This is a genomic window from Rhodococcus sp. 320_ES, from assembly GCF_059691855.1.
In genome coordinates, this window is sequence record NZ_JCAWAG010000002.1 from 549,447 (window position 1) to 567,397 (window position 17,951).

Here is a 17,951-nt window from a genome sequence, read left to right on the forward strand (position 1 = left end):
GCCAAATGCCGAATTGGCCCGTAATGGCGACTCTAATCGGCCGACCGCGCCTTGAGCGCATGTTGCGACTGCGCCGGGTTGTCCGCACCGAGTCGATACAACCTGCTGACCGTCCGGGCAAGCTCCGGACGTGTTGCGGACCGGTCGGTGAAAGCACGACGTGAGATATCCGCGACCAGGTCGGTCCGTATGTCGCGGTCGTACAGAATGTCGACGAGGTTGACCAGTCGGCGGGCGGGTGCCTGATCCAGTCGGGCAGGGTTGGGTGTTCCGCTGACGACCCACCAGGGAAATCTGCGGGCGAGCGTCTCGTAGTCGGACGGTGCCGTCGGCCGCGCGCACAGGTCGTCGAAGTGGAACCACACCTGTTCGTCGCGCACGCGCAGCGCCCGGATGGTGCGGCCGCGCACATCGAGGACGGTCGCGTCTGCCGGGTCGGGACGTCGTAGACCGTTCGACCGGAGGTGAGCGTCGTCGGACCGGAAGATCCACCGTCCGGCAGTGAAACCAGTCGCGCCGTGCGGGGCGGCCATGGTCCGATAGTCCACCGGGCCGTCCACGGCGACGACGGTCATGGAGTCCCTGATCAGTGCGATCGTGGGTTCGAACATGGCGTGGAACAGAGGGTTCGGCATCAACGCGTCGGGCGCCTGGTTCGAGGTCACGACAAGCTTGATGGACCTGCCGAACAGTGCGCCCAGCAGGCGACGCACGAAGATGCCGTCGGCCGGGTCGTCCACCTGAAATTCGTCGAAGCACACCACGTCGAGTCCGTCGAGAAGATGGTCCAGTGCATCGTCGAGGCGATGGCCTCGTCGATGGAGTTCGCTGTGAAGCTCGGCGAAGAAGGTGTGGAAATGCACTCGGGTTTTCCGCGAGGTCGGGAGGAGGTCGAAATAGGTGTCCATGAGCCAGCTCTTGCCGCGCCCGACCGGCCCCCAGAGGTACACGCCCGTCGAACCGGAGTGTTCGAGCGCTTCCGCCGCTGCGAGCTGAGCGAAATCGAGCGTCATGTTGTTACTGGTTGCAGCGTTCCGAACGAGCTCAGCCGACACCGTCGAAGGTGATGCACGAACCGATCGACGCGACCATCGCATTGGGTGAATCTTAGGATCGCCGCCGGTCGTCGGGGTCGAGCTTTACCTCACACCGCGTCTACGGAGGTGCGCTCCCCACCCCTGTGCGCGAATTCCGCCCCTCCAGGGCATGAATTCGCGCACGGGTGGCGCAGCCGCCAGGCGATGCCGCCTTCAGCGAATCCTCAGCGCCGCGCGAGAACACTTCGTGTCATGGCCGACTCGCTCACCTCTGGCTCGGAGAGAACGCACGCTTCTCGCGGCTTGTTCACAGCGGGCTCCCGGGTGCGCCTCCCACCCTGGATGACCAGCGTCCCGATGGGTTCGGGCACCAGGACAGAAACGAATGCCACATGAACACACCCGAAGACGGCTTCCGACGAACACGAATGGCGACGGCGGCCGTTGCCGCGCTCGGTGCAGTGACGGTGGTGGGTGCGTCCGCACTCGCATACGTCGACACCGACGACACCGCCTCGGCGACTACGACGACGACCGAGCAGTCGACCGACACCGTCTCTCCATCGGCCCCGTCCACGACCGCGACGACCACCCCACGGTTGTCGACCCGGTCGGCGACCCCGCACGCGACGACTCACGGGTCATGACTTCCGAAAAGTGGTGGGACATCTGGAGCACCACCGCGCACGTGATCGTGACCGACGCCGGCGCCCTCGACGCAGCCGAAGAACTGATCAGAGCCGAATTGCGGTCGATCGAGTTGGCGTGCAGCCGGTTTCGGGACGACTCCGAACTCTCCACAGTGGCGGGCGACACCCCGACCGTCGTGAGCGACGTTCTCGCACATCTCGTGCGCTGCGCCCTGTCCGCGGCGGAGGTGACCGGCGGAGCGGTGGACCCGACCGTCGGATCCGCGGTGATCGCACGAGGATACGACCGAGATTTTACCGCGCTGGCGACCGCTGCGCTGTCGACCACTGCCCCGGCGACCGAACGGCGGACGCACACTGTGTCGGTGGTCCGACCCGCCGACTGGACGATGGTGTCCCTCCACGATCGAGTGCTGACTGTCCCCGCCGGAGTCGTCCTCGACCTCGGCGCCACGGCGAAAGCCGTTGCGGCGGACCGGTGCGCCGACCTCGTCTCGTCGAGCCTCGGATGCGGTGTGCTCGTATCCCTGGGCGGCGACATCGCGACGCGTGGACCGGCGCCCGGAGGCGGATGGCACGTGCGCGTCTGCGACGCGACCGGCGAACCGTCGACCACCATCTGCGTGGGATCCGGCGCCGGTATCGCCACCTCGAGCACACTCCACCGACGATGGGTGAAATCCGGACGGAACATGCACCACATCTTCGATCCGTCGAGCGGGTGGCCCGTCGAATCATACTGGCGCACAGCCACTGTGGTCGCGGACACTGCCTTGGAGGCCAACACGGTCAGCACGGCATGCATCGTGAAGGGACGCGGCGCTGTGTCGTGGCTGAGCTCGACGGCACTCCCGGTGCGGCTCGTCGGACCCACCGGCGAGATCACGCACACGCGGGCGTGGCCCGTCGACGCGGCGGTGGCGTGATGGACCAAGCCGTCATGAATCAAGCCGTCATGGATCAAGCCGTCATGGATCAAGCCGTCATGGATCAAGCCCTCTGGGCTCTCGGCCGAGGGGCGGGTGTTGCCGCACTCGTACTGCTCACCGTGGCTGTGGCCACCGGCGTACTCACGCGATCGGGCGACCACTTGCGACGCTGCCGCGATTCGGAGTGGTCGAGCTGCACAAGAACACCGCCCTACTCGGGAGCGCCTTCGTTGCGCTGCATGTTCTTTCGCTGTTCTTCGACCCCTACGCGCAGCTGCGGTTGATCGACTCCGTACTGCCCTTCGTCGGCAGCTACCGTCGCTTCTGGCTCGGCCTCGGAACGGTCGCGCTCGACCTCCTGATCGCGATCACCGTGACCGGCATCGCCCGACACCGCGTGGGCGTCCAGGTGTTTCGGACGGTGCACTGGGCCGCGTACGCGCTCTGGCCGGTCGCACTGGCCCACTCACTCGGAAACGGCACGGACGTCGGACACGCCTGGTTTCTTGCCGTCGTCGCACTCTGCCTCGTCTCGGTCGCCGCTGCCGTCACCTTCCGCCTGCGCGACGACTTTCTCGAACATCACCGAACCAGAACGGATATCGCGCGATGACAGCACCCACGCACGCGATCGACTGTCACCGCCGCATCCTCTCCGGCGCCGGCGACGACCTCGCTCGGCACCGTGCGGTCTACGGGACGCTGCCACCGACCGGCCACGAACTGATCGCCGACGTCACCGCATCCGGCCTGCTGGGCCGAGGTGGTGCCGGCTTCCCGGCCGGAACGAAGCTCGCGGCGGCAGCGGACCGTCGTCCCGTCGTCGTGGCCAACGGGTCCGAGGGTGAACCACTGAGCAGCAAAGACGCCGAACTGCTTCGTGATTCGCCTCATCTGATACTCGACGGTCTGGCGTCCGCTGCCCGAGCGATCGGATCGAACGACGCCTATCTGGTGGTCCCGGCGAGCGTGGCCGAGCGTATGCGTCGCCTCGTCGGGTCGCGTCGTAGCGCGGGGTGGGATTCGACCGACGTGACCGTGATCGAGTCGCGTGGCGGCTTCGTCTCCGGTGAGAAGACCGCCGTCGTCTCCGCGATCGAGGGCAAGCCGGCCCGGCCCCGAGATCGAATCGTCAGCTTGTCGGTGTCGGGGGTTCGCGGCCGACCCACAGTGGTGCACAACGTGGAAACACTTGCGCACGTCGCGACCATCGCGCGGTACGGCCCGCACTGGTTTCGGTCGGTAGGAACGGCCGACGAACCGGGAACGATGCTCGTCACCCTGTCGGGTGCGCTCCCTCGACCCGGCGTCGTGGAGGTCCCCGTCGGATCGCCCATGGGCGAGGTACTGATCACGCTCGGAGGCGTGCAACCGGACCGGCTGCGCGCGGTCCTCGTCGGCGGGTTTCGCGGCACGTGGATCGAGTCCGCAGACGCGCTGCGAAGCACCATGTCCCGGCGGTCGCTTCGGGCGCTCGGCGCAACTCCCGGCGCGGGGATCGTGCACGCACTCAGGACGTCGGAATGCGGTCTGGACGTCACCGCCCGCATCGTCCGGTTCCTGGCCGACGACAGTGCGGGCCAGTGCGGACCCTGCATCAACGGCCTTCCCCGACTGGCCGACGCGTTCGACGAGATCGCTAGCGGGCGAGCCGGTTCCGATGCGCTGGCACGCGTTCGTCACTATGCGAACGCAGTCGACGGACGGGGTGCCTGCCACCACCCCGACGGCACCGCTCGCCTCGTGCGGTCCGCCCTGACGACCTTCGACCACGACATTCGACTGCACGGCGCCGGATACTGCGAAAGAAAGCACAAATCGTGACGACATCGACAACCCGGCTTCACATCGACTGGACCAGGTGCGATGGGCGAGGGGTGTGCACCGAGCTGCTGCCCGACCTCTTCGTTCGCGACGAATGGGGTTACCCGCTCAGCACCACAGGAGAGCGAGAACCGCTGCTGGACAGCAGAGTTCAGGGTCGAGCGCGAGACGCGGTACGACTCTGCCCGCGCATGGCGCTGCGGGTCCTGGGATGACCGCGGCGGTCAGACGCCCGCAACCCCGGCCAGCTGCCCCACCGCGTACGTGACGACCATGGCGAGCGCGCCACCCGCGACAACTCGAACGACCGCCGGCCGAGACGGTGATCGGCCCAGGCGAGCGCTGATGGATCCGGTCAACGCCAGCGCGATCAGAACGACCACGAACGTGACCGGAATCCGAAGATGTTCTGGCGGAAGCAGTATGGCGATCAGGGGCAGCAGCGCCCCGACCGTGAAGGCGAGGGCGGACGACCCGGCCGCGTGCCAGGGGTTGGTCAGCTCGTCCGGGTCGATCCCCAATTCGACGTCGACGTGCGCGGCGAACGGGTCGTGGTCGGTCAACTCCTGCGCCACTGTTCGAGCGGTCTGAGGCGTGAGGCCTTTCGCCTCGTACATCTTCGCGAGCTCCTCGAGCTCCTGCTCGGGTTCCTCGCGGAGCTCGCGCTCTTCCTTCGCCAGGAGGGCCCGTTCGGAGTCCCGCTGGGTACTGACCGACACGTACTCACCGAGTGCCATCGACACCGCGCCCGCGGCAAGTCCCGCGATCCCCGCCGTCAGAATGGGGCCGCGCTCGGTGACCGCGGCCGCAACGCCGACGACGAGTCCCGCCGTCGAGACGATGCCGTCGTTCGCCCCCAACACTCCCGCCCTGAGCCAGTTGAGCCGACCGATGTCGCCCCGGTGCGGCTCGGCTTCGTGCACAGCAGAATCCGGCTCGGTCACAGTGCGTGCCTCTCCCTGTCGTGGTGGTCGCCCTGGAACCGAGTCTGCACCACACTCGCGGCAACCGACCCGAGTGACACGGCGACCGCCGCCAACAAGGCCCCTGCCACCGTGTCGGTCAGCCAGTGGACGCCCAGGTAGATCCGGCTCGTCGCGACGAGTACCACCACGAGCGACCCGAGCACGGACCAAAGGGGCCGTCGCAGTGGGGACCAATGCGCACCGAGCACGACGATCATCATGAAGACGAGGGTCGCCGTTCCGGTCACGTGCCCCGACGGGAAGGACGCGTCCGTCTCGGCAACCAGGTGCAACGACACCGGCGGACGAGCGCGGTCGACGAGCAGTTTCAGCGCGGTGCACGCGACGGCCGACGCTCCGACCGTGAAGAGCAGGACGAGTGGCATTTCGATTCGCCTCGTCCTCCACCACAATGCCGCCGCGACGAGCACGCCGAGCGCCGCCGTTTCCGGTGGGCCCCCGGCATCGGTCACGGCCAGGGCGATGTCGGTCGACAGAGAGTTTCGGTGGCCGGTGAGCCACCCCGTGACGGGGCCGTCCGCGAGCGTCAGCCAGCCTCCAGCGTGCACCGAGATCACCAGCACGGCCAGCGCCAGAGCAAAGGCGGCCGCGGCCATGAGAGAGAATCGGGTGTTGCCGAGGTAGGTGCGGGGTTGCGCATGGGTATCGATCACGACATCACTGTGTCCGAGGGGTCCTGAAGAAACGCTGAACAGCTCTGCCGCGAAGGCCGGCCTCACACCGGGATCGTCACCGTCACCCGCGCCCCCACTCCCCCATGAGCGCTGCCGATCTCGATCGAACCGTCGTGAGCGGCGACGATTTCCGCGACGATGGCGAGGCCGAGCCCGGATCCGCCGGACTCGCGCGTGCGCGGGGAATCCAGTCGGACGAACCGTCCGAACACGCGGAGGCGATCGGCCTCGGGCACACCGGGTCCGTCGTCCTCGACGACGATCTGTGCGTGGGTCTCGGTGGACGAGCACGACAGCTCGACGGCGCTCTCGGCGTGCCTCATCGCGTTGTCGACGAGATTGCGAACCACCCGTCCGAGCGCGGACGGATCCCCCGTGACACGCACGGGCGCGATCGATGTCGTCACCGTCAGGGTCGTCGCTGCGCGAATGCGGGCGGCCTCGTCGTAGAGGAGGTCGTCGACGTCGACATCGACGGACGGGTGGGTCGCCGTCCGCTCGTCGGCGCGCGCGAGCAGCAACAGGTCGTCGATCAGATGATTCATGCGCCGCGCTTCGGGGAGCAACGATTCGTCGACGAGTTCTCGGTCGAGCAGGTCGGGCCGCGTCGACGCCAATTCCAGCGCCGTCGTGATGGTGGACAAGGGGCTGCGCAGTTCGTGAGAGGCGTCCCCGACGAACCGCTGCTGCGCGGCGTGACCTGCTTCGAGGCGTGCGAGCATGTCGTTCATCGTCATGGCCAGTCGTGCAATCTCGTCCCTGGTCTCCGGTACCGGAACTCGTTCGGCCAGTTGACTGGTCGACACGGACGCGACCTGCTCCCGAATCCGCTCGACCGGGCCCAGGGCTGCCCCGACGAGGCGGTAGGTGGCCCAGGCGACGAGCCCGACGACGACCGGACCACCCACTGCGATGAGCACCGCCACGATCTGGACGACGGTCTCGACCGGCTCCCGGTCCGCGCCGACGACGACCGTGACGGGCCCGGCGGACGTGGACACGCCGCGAGCGCTCACCCAGAAGTCGTCGCTCTCGGCAATCTTGATGCGCCCGAGGTAGACGGTGTCTCCCGTCGGAACCGCTTGCCGCGTCAGCGGTTCGAGCGCGTCACCCCCCGACTGGTCCACCACCGCGCCCGACGGGTCGAGGATCTGTACGACACCCACCTGACCGTCCGTGCTCAGGAGCGAATCGTCGATGTCCGACGACGACGTCGTTTCCAGTTGCTCGACGATCTGACCCATTCGCGCGTCGGCGGCTGCGCGCGCGGAGGTCTCCAGCGAGTCGTACAGGACGATCAGCAACGCTCCCCCGGCAGCGAGGAGACAGAACGCCACCACGACGGTGGACGCCACCGCCGAGCGCACCCGTACCGTCCAGCGCCCCGGGTGGGCGAGCACGCGCAGGGTTCCGCGGTTCACGTCTGCGGTCCCGTGGCGAGCGTGTATCCGATGCCGCGCACCGTCTGGATCGAGCGAACTCCGAAGGGCTGGTCCACTTTTCGGCGCAGGTACCCCACGTAGACTTCGACGATGTTCTCGTCACCGTCGTAGTTGGTGTCCCACACGGACTGCACGATGTCGGTCTTGGTCACCACGGTGCCGGCGTGCCGCATCAGATACTCGAGCACGCTGTACTCACGCGGCGTGAGGGAGAGCTCGGTTCCGGCGCGCGTGACGCGGTGGCGTGCCGGGTCCAACTCGAGGTCTCCGACGACGAGGACACTCGGCCGCTCGGGTGCGCCCCGCCGAACGAGCGCTCGCAATCTGGCCACGAGCACCACGAAGGAGAACGGCTTCACCAGGTAGTCGTCCGCGCCTAGATCGAATGCGTCCGCGAGGTCGTACTCACCGTCCTTCGCCGACAGCATGATGATCGGTGTCCACACTCCGGCGGCGCGCAGATCACGAACGATGTCGTATCCGTGCTTGCCGGGCAACATGATGTCGAGGACGATCGCATCGAACCGGCTCACGAGCGCGGTGTCGAACCCGTCGGTGCCGTTGTGCACCATCTCCACGACGAAGCCCTCGGCGACCAGACCGCGCCGGATCGTCTCGGCGAGCCGTACCTCGTCCTCCACCACCAGCACCCGCATGGGACAACTCCGTTCGATCGGACTTGTCCCAGTACAGCAGAACGGCAGGCCGTGGAGTCGGACCGGAGCGGCTCTCGGTCAGAACCCGAGGGCCGGTCCCGCCGAAAACGTTGCCGCAGAGTCGCGCTCGGCGAAGTACTTCGTCAGCACGCCGGAGAGTTCCGCGGGATCGAACGCGTCGCCGTCGGCGTCGAACTGCTTCTCGACACTCGGTGCCGCCATCAACGTCACGCGAGGTCCGTAGACGACGAAGACCTGACCGGACACGTCGGCCGATTCGGGCGAGGCGAGATAGCGCACCAACGACACGACGTGATCCGGTGACAGCGGGTCCGACTCACCGTCCGGCGCCTCCCCGAAGACTCCCGCGGTCATGTCCGTACGTGCGCGCGGGCAGATCGCGTTGGCCGTCACGCCGAAACGCGCGTAGGCGCGGGACGCCGAGAGGGTGAGCGCCGTGATGCCCGCCTTGGCGGCCCCGTAGTTGGGCTGGCCTTCCGGCCCGACCAGGCCGGCCTCCGACGACGTGTTGACGATGCGACCGTTCGCGGGTTGTCCCGTGTCCTTCGCGTGCTGACGCCACCACGCGCCCGCGTTGCGGGTCAGCAGGAAGTGGCCACGCAGGTGCACGCGGATCACCTGGTCCCACTCCTCGTCGGACATGTTGAACAACATGCGATCACGCACGATCCCTGCGTTGTTCACCACGGCGTCGAGACCGCCCTGCTTGCCGGTGGCCTCCTCGAGAAGTGCATCCGCGGTGCTGCGCTCGCCGATGTCGCCGGCGACGGGAACCGCTGTGCCGCATCGCTTCTCGATCTCGTCGATCACGTCGGACTTGTCCAGCGCGGCAGCGATGTCGTTGATCACGACGGTGGCGCCGTCGGCCGCGAGACCGATGGCCTCCGCGCGCCCCAACCCTGCTGCCGCCCCGGTGACGATGGCGACTCTTCTGCTCTCGGTCACTGCTCTCCTCGATTGGCGCCGAACACACAGTCGGCGATGTTGTCGATCTCCTCGGGTGATCGGCAGGTCACGAGAAGCATCGTGACGCCGGCTCGCTCCCATTCGCGGACCTGCTCGCGCACCTCGTCCACCGTGCCGACCAGGGTGGTGTCGGCGACCATCTCGTCCGGAATCGCCCGCGCGGCATCGTCTTTGCGGCCGGAGCGGAACAACGTCGTCACCTCGTCGACGACGTCGGCGTATCCCATGCGCTGGTAGACCCTGGCGTGGAAGTTCATGTCTTCCGCACCCATGCCGCCGACGTACAGAGCGGTGGTCGGCTTCATCGACGCGAGCACCGAGGAGCGATCGTCGGTCAGGACGATCGTGGCGGTGGCCGCGACCTCGAACGTCTCACGGGTGCGCCGGGCGCCGGGGCGGGCGAAGCCCTCGTCCAACCACTCGCTGTACACCGACGCCAGGCGCGGGGTGTAGAAGATGCTGAGCCACCCGTCTGCGATCTCGGCGGTCTGCGCGACGTTGCGCGGCCCCTCCGCTCCGAGCCAGATCGGGAGGTCGGAGCGCAGGGGATGCGTGATCGACTTCAGGGGTTTGCCCCGGCCCGACGCGTCGGCGCCCCGGTACGGCAAGGGATAGTGAGACCCGGCAGACGTCACCGGTTCCGTGCGCTCCAGAACCGAGCGCACGATGTCGACGTATTCCCTTGTGCGCGCCAGCGGTTGGGCGAACGGCGCCCCGTACCACCCTTCGACCACCTGCGGACCGGACACACCCAGGCCCAGGACGTGTCGCCCGCCCGAGAGATGATCGAGGGTAAGCGCGGCCATCGCACATGCGGTGGGGGTGCGTGCGGACAGCTGGACGACGGACGTGCCCAGCCGCACGCGAGACGTGGACGATCCCAGCCACGCGAGCGGAGTCAGCGCATCGGATCCCCACGACTCCGCGGTGGTGATCATGTCGAAACCGGCCGCCTCCGCGCGGACCACCAGTTCGTGATGGTCCGACGGCGGGTGCGCGTGCCAATATCCCAGCTGGAGACCGAGTTTCACGTGCTCACTCGTACTTGACGCGCAACTCGGTGGCTGCGTTCAGCCACCCCGACCGTAGACGGACCGGCTCCGCGACACGGGTGATGTTCGGCATGTGATCGGCGATCGCGTTGAAGATGAGGTTGATCTCCATCCGTGCGAGGTTGGCGCCGATGCAGTAGTGCGCACCGTGGCCACCGAACCCGAGATGGGGATTGGGCGAGCGCATGATGTCGAAGGTGAACGGGTTCTCGAAAACCTCCTCGTCGAAGTTGCCGGAGCGGTAGAACATCGCTGCTCGCTGCCCCTTCTTCATCTGGACACCGCCCAGCTCGTAGTCGCGCAGCAAGGTTCGCTGGAACGTGGTGATCGGGGTGGCCCACCGCACGATCTCGTCCGCCGCGGATTCCGGACGCTCCTTCTTGTACAGCTCCCACTGATCGGGATTCTCGAAGAACGCGTTCATGCCGTGCGTGATGGCGTTGCGGGTGGTCTCGTTGCCGGCGACCGCCAGCACGATGACGAAGAATCCGAACTCCTCGGGAAGGAGCGCTTCGCCGTCCACCTCAGCGTTGACCAGGAGCGAGACGATGTCGTCGGCCGGGCACTTGCGGCGCTCGTCCGCCATCGCGTAGGCGTACCCGAGCAGTTCGGTCGACGCCACCAGAGGGTCGGCCTCGGAGTTCGGATCGTCGTAGGACGTCATGTCGTTCGACCACTGGAACAGCTTCGAGCGATCCTCCTGCGGGACTCCGATCAGATCGGCGATGGCTTGAAGCGGTAGCTCGGACGCCACCTCCCGGACGAACTCGCCTTCGCCCTTCTCCTTGGCCTCGGCGACGATCATCTGTGCGCGGCGAGCGAGTTCCGCTTGCAACGCGTTGATGGAGCGGGGAGTGAAGCCCTTGGACACCAGTTTGCGGGTCTTGGTGTGCTGCGGGGCGTCCTGATTGAGCATGACGAAGCGCTGGACTTCGATGTTCTGACGGTCCATGTCGTCGTTGAACCGCGGGATCGCCGTGTTCTCCCAACTCGAGAACACGTCGTCGCGCAGGGACATCTCCTTGATGTCCTTGTGCTTGCTCACCACCCAGTAGCCGGGGTCGTCGAACCCGCCGACTCCGGGCTTCTGTGCGTTCCACCAGATCGGCGCCTTGGCGCGAAGCTCCGCCAACTCGGCCTCGGGGAGACCTTTCGAGTAGATGTCCGGGTCGGTGAAGTCGTACCCGTCCGGCAACGACGGTGACGATGATGGTGCTGCCATGGTCTGGTCTCCCTCGATCATTTCGATAACGTGTTCCAGTTATTTCCGATCCAACCACACGATCGGGCTGAGCAGAAGGGCGTCAGCGAGCCCCGTAGACGGGCAACGGATCCGGTGAGTCATGCAGCAGATCGGCGACGACGGTGCCGAGTTCCGACGGCTCCCAACGCCGACCGCAGTCGGCGTTCGCGCCTCGTTGCCACCCGGTGAAGACGGTGACCGACCCACCTTCCACCTCGAACACGCGTCCGGTGACGTCGGCCGATCGGGCAGTGCCCAGCCAGACGACCAGTGGAGACACGTTCTCCGGTGCCATGGAATCGAATCCGTCGTCCGGTCGTGCCATGGTCTCGGCGAAGGTTGCTTCGGTCATGCGTGTGCGGGCTGCGGGCGCGATCGCGTTGACCGTGACACCGTAGGCCTTCAGCTCCGCGGCCGCGACGAGCGTCAACCCGAGGATCCCTGCTTTGGCGGCGCTGTAGTTGCCCTGCCCGACACTGCCGAGCAGCCCGGCGCCGCTGCTGGTGTTGACGATGCGCGCATCGACGGGCCGGCCTGCCTTCGACTCGGCTCGCCAGTACCGCGCCGCATGGGTGGTGGTGGCAGCGTGACCCTTGAGGTGCACGCGCACCACGGCGTCCCACTCCTCCTCCGAGACGGCGGCGATCATGCGGTCGCGGAGGAAGCCTGCGTTGTTGACCAGGACGTCGAGCCGTCCGAACGTCGACGTCGCGGTCTCGATCAGACGCTCGGCTCCCGCCCAGTCGGCGATGTCGTCGTAGTTCGCCACGGCGGCGCCGCCCGCGGCCTCGATCTCGTCGACGACACGCTGCGCAGGGGTGTCGCCCGACGACGAGCCGTCCAACGCCACACCGACGTCGTTCACCACGACCGAGGCTCCCTCGGCCGCGAAGGCCAGCGCGTGGGCGCGGCCGAGGCCCCGGCCCGCGCCGGTCACGACGACCACGCGGCCGTCACAGATCTTGCTCATGCACTCCCCTGTCAGGTTCTCGAGTTGTCGTGTGCCGGACCGGCCGCGAGGAACGCCGGCTGTTCGCCGCCGCCGTGCAGCAGCAGAGACGATCCACTGATGTACCCGGCGGCCGGCGACACCAGGAACACGGCTGCGTTCCCGACGTCCTCCGGATCGGCCAGCCGTCCGAGAGGGACGGTTGCGGCGATCGCGGCGACACTGTCGTCGTCGCCGTAATGCTGTGCGCTGCTTTCGGTTCGGACCATACCCACGCTGATCGAGTTGATCCGGACGGCCGGTGCCCACTCGACGGCCAAAGACGTTGTCAGCGAGTCGATTCCCGCCTTCGCAGCGCCGTAGGCGGCGGTGCCGGGTGAGGGCCGTCGTCCGCTGACACTCGAGATCATGACGATCGCGCCGCCGCCCGGCTGGGTCTGCATGACCGCGTTCGCCGCAACGGCGACGGTGAGAGGTGCCAGCAGATTGAGGTCGATGATCTTGCGGTGGAGCGCCGGTCCGGCGTCGGCGGCGAGAGCGTACGGCCCACCGCCCGCGTTGTTGATCACCACGTCGAGACGCCCGTGGCGTTCGACAATGGAGGCGATCAGCTTGTCCACGTGCTCGGGGTCCCGGACGTCCGCCGCGATGTGCTCGCCCGCCGACACCTCGGCCGGGCGGCGAGAGCACACGACGACGATGTCGCCGGAGGTCTCGAAGCACCGAGCGATGCCGGCTCCGATGCCGCGGGTTCCGCCGGTGACGAGAACGACCCGTCGATCCGTCACACCATCGACCTCCCTACCGAATTCCGTCGTGTTACCGTACCAAGCAATTGCTTGCTTTGTCCGATGCTCGCTGAATCTACACACGAGCCGAGCCGTACGCGAGGGGCCCATGCCGATCACCGTGACTTCAGACGAACCGGGTGTCACCGTCGTGACTCTCGACTACCCACCCGTCAACGCGATTCCCGTGCAGGGGTGGTTCGACCTGGCCGATGCGGTGACGGCCGCCGGCCGCGACCGCGGTGTCCGCGTGGTGATCCTTCGCGCCGAACATCGCGGGTTCTGCGCCGGTGTGGACATCAAGGAGATCGAACGCTTCGAGGGCCACCAGCACCTGATCGGCGCGAATCGTGGCTGCGCCGCAGCCTTTTCCGCCATCTACGACTGCGAGGTGCCCGTCGTCGCCGCCGTGCAGGGATTCTGTCTCGGCGGCGGTATCGGACTGGTGGGCAACGCCGACGTCATCGTGGCCGCCGACGACGCCACCTTCGGACTTCCGGAGGTCGACCGAGGTGCGCTCGGAGCCGCAACCCACCTGTCACGACTCGTGCCGCAACACATGCTCCGCACCCTCTACTACACCGCGCGGCGAATCGACGCCGCGACGCTGCACCGGTTCGGATCGGTGTACGACGTGGTTCCGCGCGCCGACCTCGACGAGGCGGCGCTGTCCGTCGCCCGCGACATCGCCGCCAAGAACACCGAGGTGATCCGGTGCGCCAAGGAAGCGATCAACGGCATCGACGAACAGAACGTGCACCGGAGCTACCGCTTCGAGCAGGGTTTCACCTTCGAACTCAATCTGTCCGGCGTGGCCGACGAGGCCCGCCGACTCTCCATCGAGAACAATTTCGCGGACGGGAAGAAATGACGACACCGGTACCGAAGCCACGTATCGACAAGCGTATGACCGGCGAGGACATGGTGAGCCGCCTTCGTGACGGCATGACCATCGGAATCGGCGGTTGGGGCTCGCGGCGCAAGCCGATGGATCTCGTGCGGGCGATTCTGCGTTCCGACCTGACGGATCTGACGATTGTCAGCTACGGCGGCCCCGATGTCGGATTGCTCTGCGCGGCAGGGAAAGTCACGCGCGTCTACTACGGATTCGTCTCCCTCGACTCCATCGCGTACGACCCGTGGTTCACACAGGCGAGAACATCGGGCTCCGTCGAGGTCCGTGAGATGGACGAGGGCATGCTCCAGACGGGGCTGCGCGCAGCAGCGTCCCGGCTGCCGTTCCTGCCGATGCGTGCCGGGATCGGGTCGGACGTCGTGACGTACTACCCCGAACTGCGCACCGTCACGTCGCCGTACCCGGTGGAGGGCACCACCGACCACGAGGACTTGATCGCGATGCCCGCACTGACCCTCGACGCCGCACTGGTACATCTCAATCGTGCCGACAAGCACGGCAACGCAGCGTATCTCGGACCGGACCCGTACTTCGACGACCTGTTCTGCCTCGCGGCGGGCCAACGCTTCGTCTCGTGCGAGTCCGTCGTCGACACCGCCGACTTCGCCGATATCGCTGCGCCGCAGGCGATGCTGCTCAACCGGTCGATGGTCGACGGAGTCATCGAGGCACCGGGCGGCGCCGGGTTCACGTCCTGCGTTCCCGACTACGGGCGCGACGAGCAGTGGCAACGGGACTATGTCGCCGCTGCCGGAAGTCCCGATACCTGGTCGAGCTTCTACGACTCGTTCCTGGCCGGCGACAGGTCCGTCACGGCCGGAGCGCAGCAGTGACCGCCGCGACCCGCGCAGACGTCTGCGCGGCGGCCTGCGCCGACCTCTTCGCCGGGGCCGGGGAGACGGTCGCCAGTCCGATGGGAACCATGCCCTCCATCGGCGCGCGTCTGGCCCGCCTCACCAGCGAACCCGATCTGCTGCTGTCCGACGGCGAAGCGTTCCTGCTCGCCGACACCCTGGCACTGGGCGGAAAGCCCGACACTGCGCCCGTGATCGAGGGGTGGTTGCCGTACCGCACCGTCTTCGACGTGGTGGCGTCGGGCAAACGCCATGTCATCATGGGCGCCAACCAGATCGACCGATTCGGCAACCAGAACATCTCGTGCCTCGGGCCTCACGATCACCCCACTCGGCAGATGTTCGGAGTCCGCGGAGCGCCCGGCAACACGATCAACCACCGCACGAGTTACTGGGTCGCGCGCCACGCGCGACGGGTGTTCGTCGACGCCGTCGACATGGTGTCGGGCGTCGGGTACGACCGCGTGCAGGGCAACCCCGCGGCTCGCTTCCACGACGTCCACCGCGTGGTCACCGATCTCGGAGTGTTCGCCTTCGACGGCCCCGATCACGCGATGTCGGCCCTCTCGCTGCACCCGGGCGTCACCGCGGAGGAGGTCGAGGAGCGGACCACGTTCACCGTCCACGGCCTCGCCGACGCCCCCACCACTCGCGAACCCACCGACGACGAACTCACCGTTCTCGCGTGGCTGGATCCACGTGGACTGCGCAACAAGGAGGTACCGGCGTGACCCGATTGGTGACACCGCTGACCGAACTGGCGGGAATCGAGCACCCGGTCGTCCAGACCGGGATGGGTTGGGTGGCGGGGCCGTCTCTGGTCGCCGCCACGTCCAACGCCGGCGGGCTGGGGATCCTGGCCTCCGCCACCATGACGTACGAGGAACTCGTCGACGCCGTGGCTCGCACCAAGGCGGCGACCACGAAGCCGTTCGGTGTCAACATCCGCGCGGACGCCTCCGACGCCGCGGAGCGCGTGGAATTGTTGATCCGCGAGAAGGTCGCCGTGGCGTCCTTCGCTCTCGCGCCGAAGCCGGAACTGATCGCCACACTGAAAGAAGCTGGCGTCCTGGTGGTTCCGTCGATCGGGGCCGCCAAGCACGCACGCAAGGTGGCCGCGTGGGGTGCCGACGCGGTCATCGTGCAGGGCGGTGAGGGCGGCGGACACACCGGACCCGTCGCGACCACTCTGCTTCTTCCGTCCGTCCTCGATGCCGTCGACATCCCGGTGATCGCAGCCGGCGGCTTCTTCGACGGACGCGGACTCGCGGCCGCGCTGTCCTACGGCGCAGCGGGTGTCGCGATGGGTACGCGGTTCCTGATGACGCGCGAATCGTCCGTGCCGGACAGCGTGAAGGCGATGTACCTCGGTGCCGACCTGAACGGAACGGTGGTGTCGACCAAGGTCGACGGCATGCCGCATCGCGTTCTCCGCACACCCCTCGTCGAGGCACTCGAATCGTCCTCCGCCATAAGGGGTTTGATCGCAGCCGGGCGAAATGCGGTGAAGTTCCGGGCCATGACCGGAATGACGTGGCGAACGATGATCGGCGACGGGCTGACCATGTCGAGGTCCGGCGACCGCACCCGTACCCAGACACTGATGGCGGCGAACACGCCGATGCTGCTGCGTGCAGGCCTGGTCGAGGGCGACACCCGAGCGGGCGTTCTCGCGTCCGGTCAGGTCGCCGGCATCCTGGACGATCTACCGACCTGCGAGGAGCTGATCCGCTCCATCGTCGCCGACGCGATCGACGCGATGGAGCGCAGCAGGTCCTACGTGCGCAGTGGGCCGGTCACAACCGCTCGATGATGGTGACGTTGGCGGTTCCGCCGCCTTCGCACATCGTCTGTAGGCCGTAGCGTCCGCCGGTCCGCTCGAGTTCGGACAGGAGCGTGGCGAAGAGCTTGGTTCCGGTGGCGCCGAGCGGATGTCCCAGCGCGATGGCGCCGCCGTTGACGTTGACCTTCGAGTGGTCGACGTCCAAGTCCTTCATCCACGCCAGCACAACGGATGCGAAGGCCTCGTTGATCTCGACGAGGTCGATGTCGTCGATCGTCATCCCGGCGCTCGCCAGTGCGTGCCGTGTCGCCGGGATCGGTGCCGTCAGCATCTCGACCGGGTCGCCGCCGCGCGCACCGAGGTAGTGGATTCGGGCGCGGGGAACGAGCCCGAACCGTTCCACGGCCGCCGCCGACGCGAGGAGCGTGGCACTGGCCCCGTCGGAGATCTGGCTCGCCAGCGCCGCGGTCACACGACCGTTCTCGCGCAACGTTTTCAGCGACGCGAGCTTCTCCCTGGAGCTGCGGCGCGGGCCCTCGTCCACCGAGAACCCCTCCACCGCAACGATTTCCTTCGCGAATCGACCCGACTCGATGGCGTGGAACGCGCGCTCGTGGCTGGCGATCGCGAACTCCTCCATCTCCTCGCGAGTGATGTCCCAGCGTTCCGCGATCAGGTCCGCGCTGCGGAACTGGTCGATCTCCTCGTCCGGGTACCGGCGGTGCCATCCGACGGATCGGTCGAAGGGCGTGGTGAAGCCGAACGGCTCGGCAGCCGTCATGGCCGAGGAGATGGGAATCATCGACATGTTCTGCAGCCCGCCCGCGACGATCAGATCAGCGGTGCCGCTCATGATGGCTTGGGCGCCGAAGTGCACCGCCTGTTGCGACGAGCCGCACTGCCGGTCGACGGTGACGCCGGGTACGTGCTCCGGGTAGCCCGCACTGAGCCAGGCGGTACGGCCCACGTTGCCGGCCTGCGGGCCGATCGCGTCGACGCATCCGAGGATCACGTCGTCGACGTCGGCCGGGTCGATGCCCGTGCGCTCGACGACGGCGGTGATCGCGGCGGCTCCCAGATCGAGGGGGTGCACCCCCGACAGTCCGCCCCCTCGTTTGCCGACCGCGGTGCGGACTGCGTCGACGACGAATGCTTCAGATGCTGCCATGGTGAATGTCCCC

20 protein-coding genes are annotated in these 17,951 nt (G+C 67.4%); 9 read left to right on the forward strand and 11 right to left on the reverse strand.

Features of this window, described 5'->3' with window-relative positions; genetic code table 11:
• Nucleotides 1–32: 32 nt before the first annotated feature.
• Nucleotides 33–1,013, reverse strand: coding sequence for a cell division protein ZapE (gene zapE / locus AC59JP_RS09285; protein ID WP_497325467.1), 981 nt, complete (start codon nt 1,011–1,013; stop codon nt 33–35).
• A 416-nt stretch (nt 1,014–1,429) separates the two neighbouring features.
• Here zapE and AC59JP_RS09290 point away from each other — a divergent pair, with 416 nt between their 5' ends.
• The 5 genes from AC59JP_RS09290 (at nt 1,430) to AC59JP_RS09310 (ending at nt 4,655) form a co-directional block, all read left to right on the forward strand.
• Nucleotides 1,430–1,684, forward strand: a complete 255-nt coding sequence (locus AC59JP_RS09290) for a hypothetical protein (protein ID WP_497325468.1) — start codon at nt 1,430–1,432, stop codon at nt 1,682–1,684.
• Complete coding sequence (locus AC59JP_RS09295) at nt 1,681–2,613, forward strand: FAD:protein FMN transferase (RefSeq protein ID WP_497325469.1); 933 nt, start codon at nt 1,681–1,683, stop codon at nt 2,611–2,613. The genes AC59JP_RS09290 and AC59JP_RS09295 overlap by 4 nt, the downstream gene beginning before the upstream one ends.
• 187 nt (nt 2,614–2,800) lie before the next feature.
• Nucleotides 2,801–3,229 carry a ferric reductase-like transmembrane domain-containing protein gene (locus AC59JP_RS09300; RefSeq protein WP_497325470.1) on the forward strand — a complete coding sequence of 143 codons (429 nt, stop codon included), beginning with the start codon at nt 2,801–2,803 and terminating at the stop codon, nt 3,227–3,229.
• Nucleotides 3,226–4,440: an NADH-ubiquinone oxidoreductase-F iron-sulfur binding region domain-containing protein gene (locus AC59JP_RS09305; protein ID WP_497325471.1), complete on the forward strand. Its 1,215-nt coding sequence runs from the start codon at nt 3,226–3,228 to the stop codon at nt 4,438–4,440. The genes AC59JP_RS09300 and AC59JP_RS09305 overlap by 4 nt, the downstream gene beginning before the upstream one ends.
• Nucleotides 4,437–4,655, forward strand: a complete 219-nt coding sequence (locus AC59JP_RS09310) for a ferredoxin (protein WP_497325472.1) — start codon at nt 4,437–4,439, stop codon at nt 4,653–4,655. The genes AC59JP_RS09305 and AC59JP_RS09310 overlap by 4 nt, the downstream gene beginning before the upstream one ends.
• Nucleotides 4,656–4,664: 9 nt before the next feature.
• Here AC59JP_RS09310 and AC59JP_RS09315 read toward each other — a convergent pair whose 3' ends face one another.
• The 9 genes from AC59JP_RS09315 to AC59JP_RS09355 form a co-directional block, all read right to left on the reverse strand.
• Nucleotides 4,665–5,384, reverse strand: a complete 720-nt coding sequence (locus AC59JP_RS09315; protein ID WP_497325473.1) for a VIT1/CCC1 transporter family protein — start codon at nt 5,382–5,384, stop codon at nt 4,665–4,667.
• On the reverse strand, nt 5,381–6,079 hold the full coding sequence (locus tag AC59JP_RS09320; RefSeq protein ID WP_497325474.1) for a phosphatase PAP2 family protein: 699 nt from the start codon (nt 6,077–6,079) through the stop codon (nt 5,381–5,383). Before AC59JP_RS09320 ends, AC59JP_RS09315 begins: the two co-directional genes overlap by 4 nt.
• A 62-nt stretch (nt 6,080–6,141) precedes the next feature.
• Nucleotides 6,142–7,521, reverse strand: a complete 1,380-nt coding sequence (locus tag AC59JP_RS09325) for a sensor histidine kinase (RefSeq protein ID WP_497325475.1) — start codon at nt 7,519–7,521, stop codon at nt 6,142–6,144.
• Entirely contained in the window at nt 7,518–8,198 is a 681-nt protein-coding gene (locus AC59JP_RS09330) for a response regulator transcription factor (RefSeq protein WP_497325476.1), read from the reverse strand. Before AC59JP_RS09330 ends, AC59JP_RS09325 begins: the two co-directional genes overlap by 4 nt.
• 78 nt (nt 8,199–8,276) lie before the next feature.
• On the reverse strand, nt 8,277–9,164 hold the full coding sequence (locus AC59JP_RS09335; RefSeq protein ID WP_497325477.1) for a 3-oxoacyl-ACP reductase: 888 nt from the start codon (nt 9,162–9,164) through the stop codon (nt 8,277–8,279).
• Nucleotides 9,161–10,216 (reverse strand): LLM class F420-dependent oxidoreductase, encoded by a 1,056-nt coding sequence (locus AC59JP_RS09340; protein WP_497325478.1) that lies wholly within the window; start codon nt 10,214–10,216, stop codon nt 9,161–9,163. The genes AC59JP_RS09335 and AC59JP_RS09340 overlap by 4 nt, the downstream gene beginning before the upstream one ends.
• A 4-nt stretch (nt 10,217–10,220) precedes the next feature.
• Entirely contained in the window at nt 10,221–11,459 is a 1,239-nt protein-coding gene (locus AC59JP_RS09345) for a cytochrome P450 (RefSeq protein ID WP_497325479.1), read from the reverse strand.
• A gap of 82 nt (nt 11,460–11,541) precedes the next feature.
• Entirely contained in the window at nt 11,542–12,450 is a 909-nt protein-coding gene (locus AC59JP_RS09350; protein ID WP_497325480.1) for an SDR family oxidoreductase, read from the reverse strand.
• Between the two features lie 11 nt (nt 12,451–12,461).
• Entirely contained in the window at nt 12,462–13,217 is a 756-nt protein-coding gene (locus AC59JP_RS09355) for an SDR family oxidoreductase (protein WP_497325481.1), read from the reverse strand.
• A gap of 109 nt (nt 13,218–13,326) precedes the next feature.
• On the opposite strand from AC59JP_RS09355, the gene AC59JP_RS09360 reads away from it, so the two are divergent.
• Genes AC59JP_RS09360 through AC59JP_RS09375 form a run of 4 tightly spaced genes read left to right on the forward strand, consistent with a single transcriptional unit; the run spans nt 13,327 to nt 16,800 of the window.
• On the forward strand, nt 13,327–14,088 hold the full coding sequence (locus tag AC59JP_RS09360) for an enoyl-CoA hydratase family protein (RefSeq protein ID WP_497325482.1): 762 nt from the start codon (nt 13,327–13,329) through the stop codon (nt 14,086–14,088).
• 35 nt (nt 14,089–14,123) lie between these two features.
• Nucleotides 14,124–14,966, forward strand: a complete 843-nt coding sequence (locus AC59JP_RS09365) for a CoA transferase subunit A (protein WP_497325483.1) — start codon at nt 14,124–14,126, stop codon at nt 14,964–14,966.
• Entirely contained in the window at nt 14,963–15,718 is a 756-nt protein-coding gene (locus AC59JP_RS09370; RefSeq protein ID WP_497325484.1) for a CoA-transferase subunit beta, read from the forward strand. Before AC59JP_RS09365 ends, AC59JP_RS09370 begins: the two co-directional genes overlap by 4 nt.
• A complete protein-coding gene (locus tag AC59JP_RS09375) occupies nt 15,715–16,800 on the forward strand; it encodes an NAD(P)H-dependent flavin oxidoreductase (protein WP_497325485.1) in 1,086 nt (361 codons plus the stop codon). The genes AC59JP_RS09370 and AC59JP_RS09375 overlap by 4 nt, the downstream gene beginning before the upstream one ends.
• Here AC59JP_RS09375 and AC59JP_RS09380 read toward each other — a convergent pair.
• Complete coding sequence (locus AC59JP_RS09380) at nt 16,784–17,938, reverse strand: acetyl-CoA C-acetyltransferase (protein WP_497325486.1); 1,155 nt, start codon at nt 17,936–17,938, stop codon at nt 16,784–16,786. The two genes, AC59JP_RS09375 and AC59JP_RS09380, sit on opposite strands and share 17 nt — an antisense overlap.
• Between the last annotated feature and the right edge of the window lie 13 nt (nt 17,939–17,951).

Bases quoted from the DNA above. Each gene is read 5' to 3' on its own strand.
- AC59JP_RS09380 (WP_497325486.1), bottom strand. From the start codon at position 17,938: ATGGCAGCATCTGAAGCATTCGTCGTCGACGCAGTCCGCACCGCGGTC.
- AC59JP_RS09350 (WP_497325480.1), bottom strand. From the start codon at position 12,450: ATGAGCAAGATCTGTGACGGCCGCGTGGTCGTCGTGACCGGCGCGGGC.
- AC59JP_RS09345 (WP_497325479.1), bottom strand. From the start codon at position 11,459: ATGGCAGCACCATCATCGTCACCGTCGTTGCCGGACGGGTACGACTTC.
- AC59JP_RS09295 (WP_497325469.1), top strand. From the start codon at position 1,681: ATGACTTCCGAAAAGTGGTGGGACATCTGGAGCACCACCGCGCACGTG.
- AC59JP_RS09360 (WP_497325482.1), top strand. From the start codon at position 13,327: ATGCCGATCACCGTGACTTCAGACGAACCGGGTGTCACCGTCGTGACT.
- AC59JP_RS09290 (WP_497325468.1), top strand. From the start codon at position 1,430: ATGAACACACCCGAAGACGGCTTCCGACGAACACGAATGGCGACGGCG.
- AC59JP_RS09305 (WP_497325471.1), top strand. From the start codon at position 3,226: ATGACAGCACCCACGCACGCGATCGACTGTCACCGCCGCATCCTCTCC.
- AC59JP_RS09365 (WP_497325483.1), top strand. From the start codon at position 14,124: ATGACCGGCGAGGACATGGTGAGCCGCCTTCGTGACGGCATGACCATC.
- AC59JP_RS09330 (WP_497325476.1), bottom strand. From the start codon at position 8,198: ATGCGGGTGCTGGTGGTGGAGGACGAGGTACGGCTCGCCGAGACGATC.
- zapE (WP_497325467.1), bottom strand. From the start codon at position 1,013: ATGACGCTCGATTTCGCTCAGCTCGCAGCGGCGGAAGCGCTCGAACAC.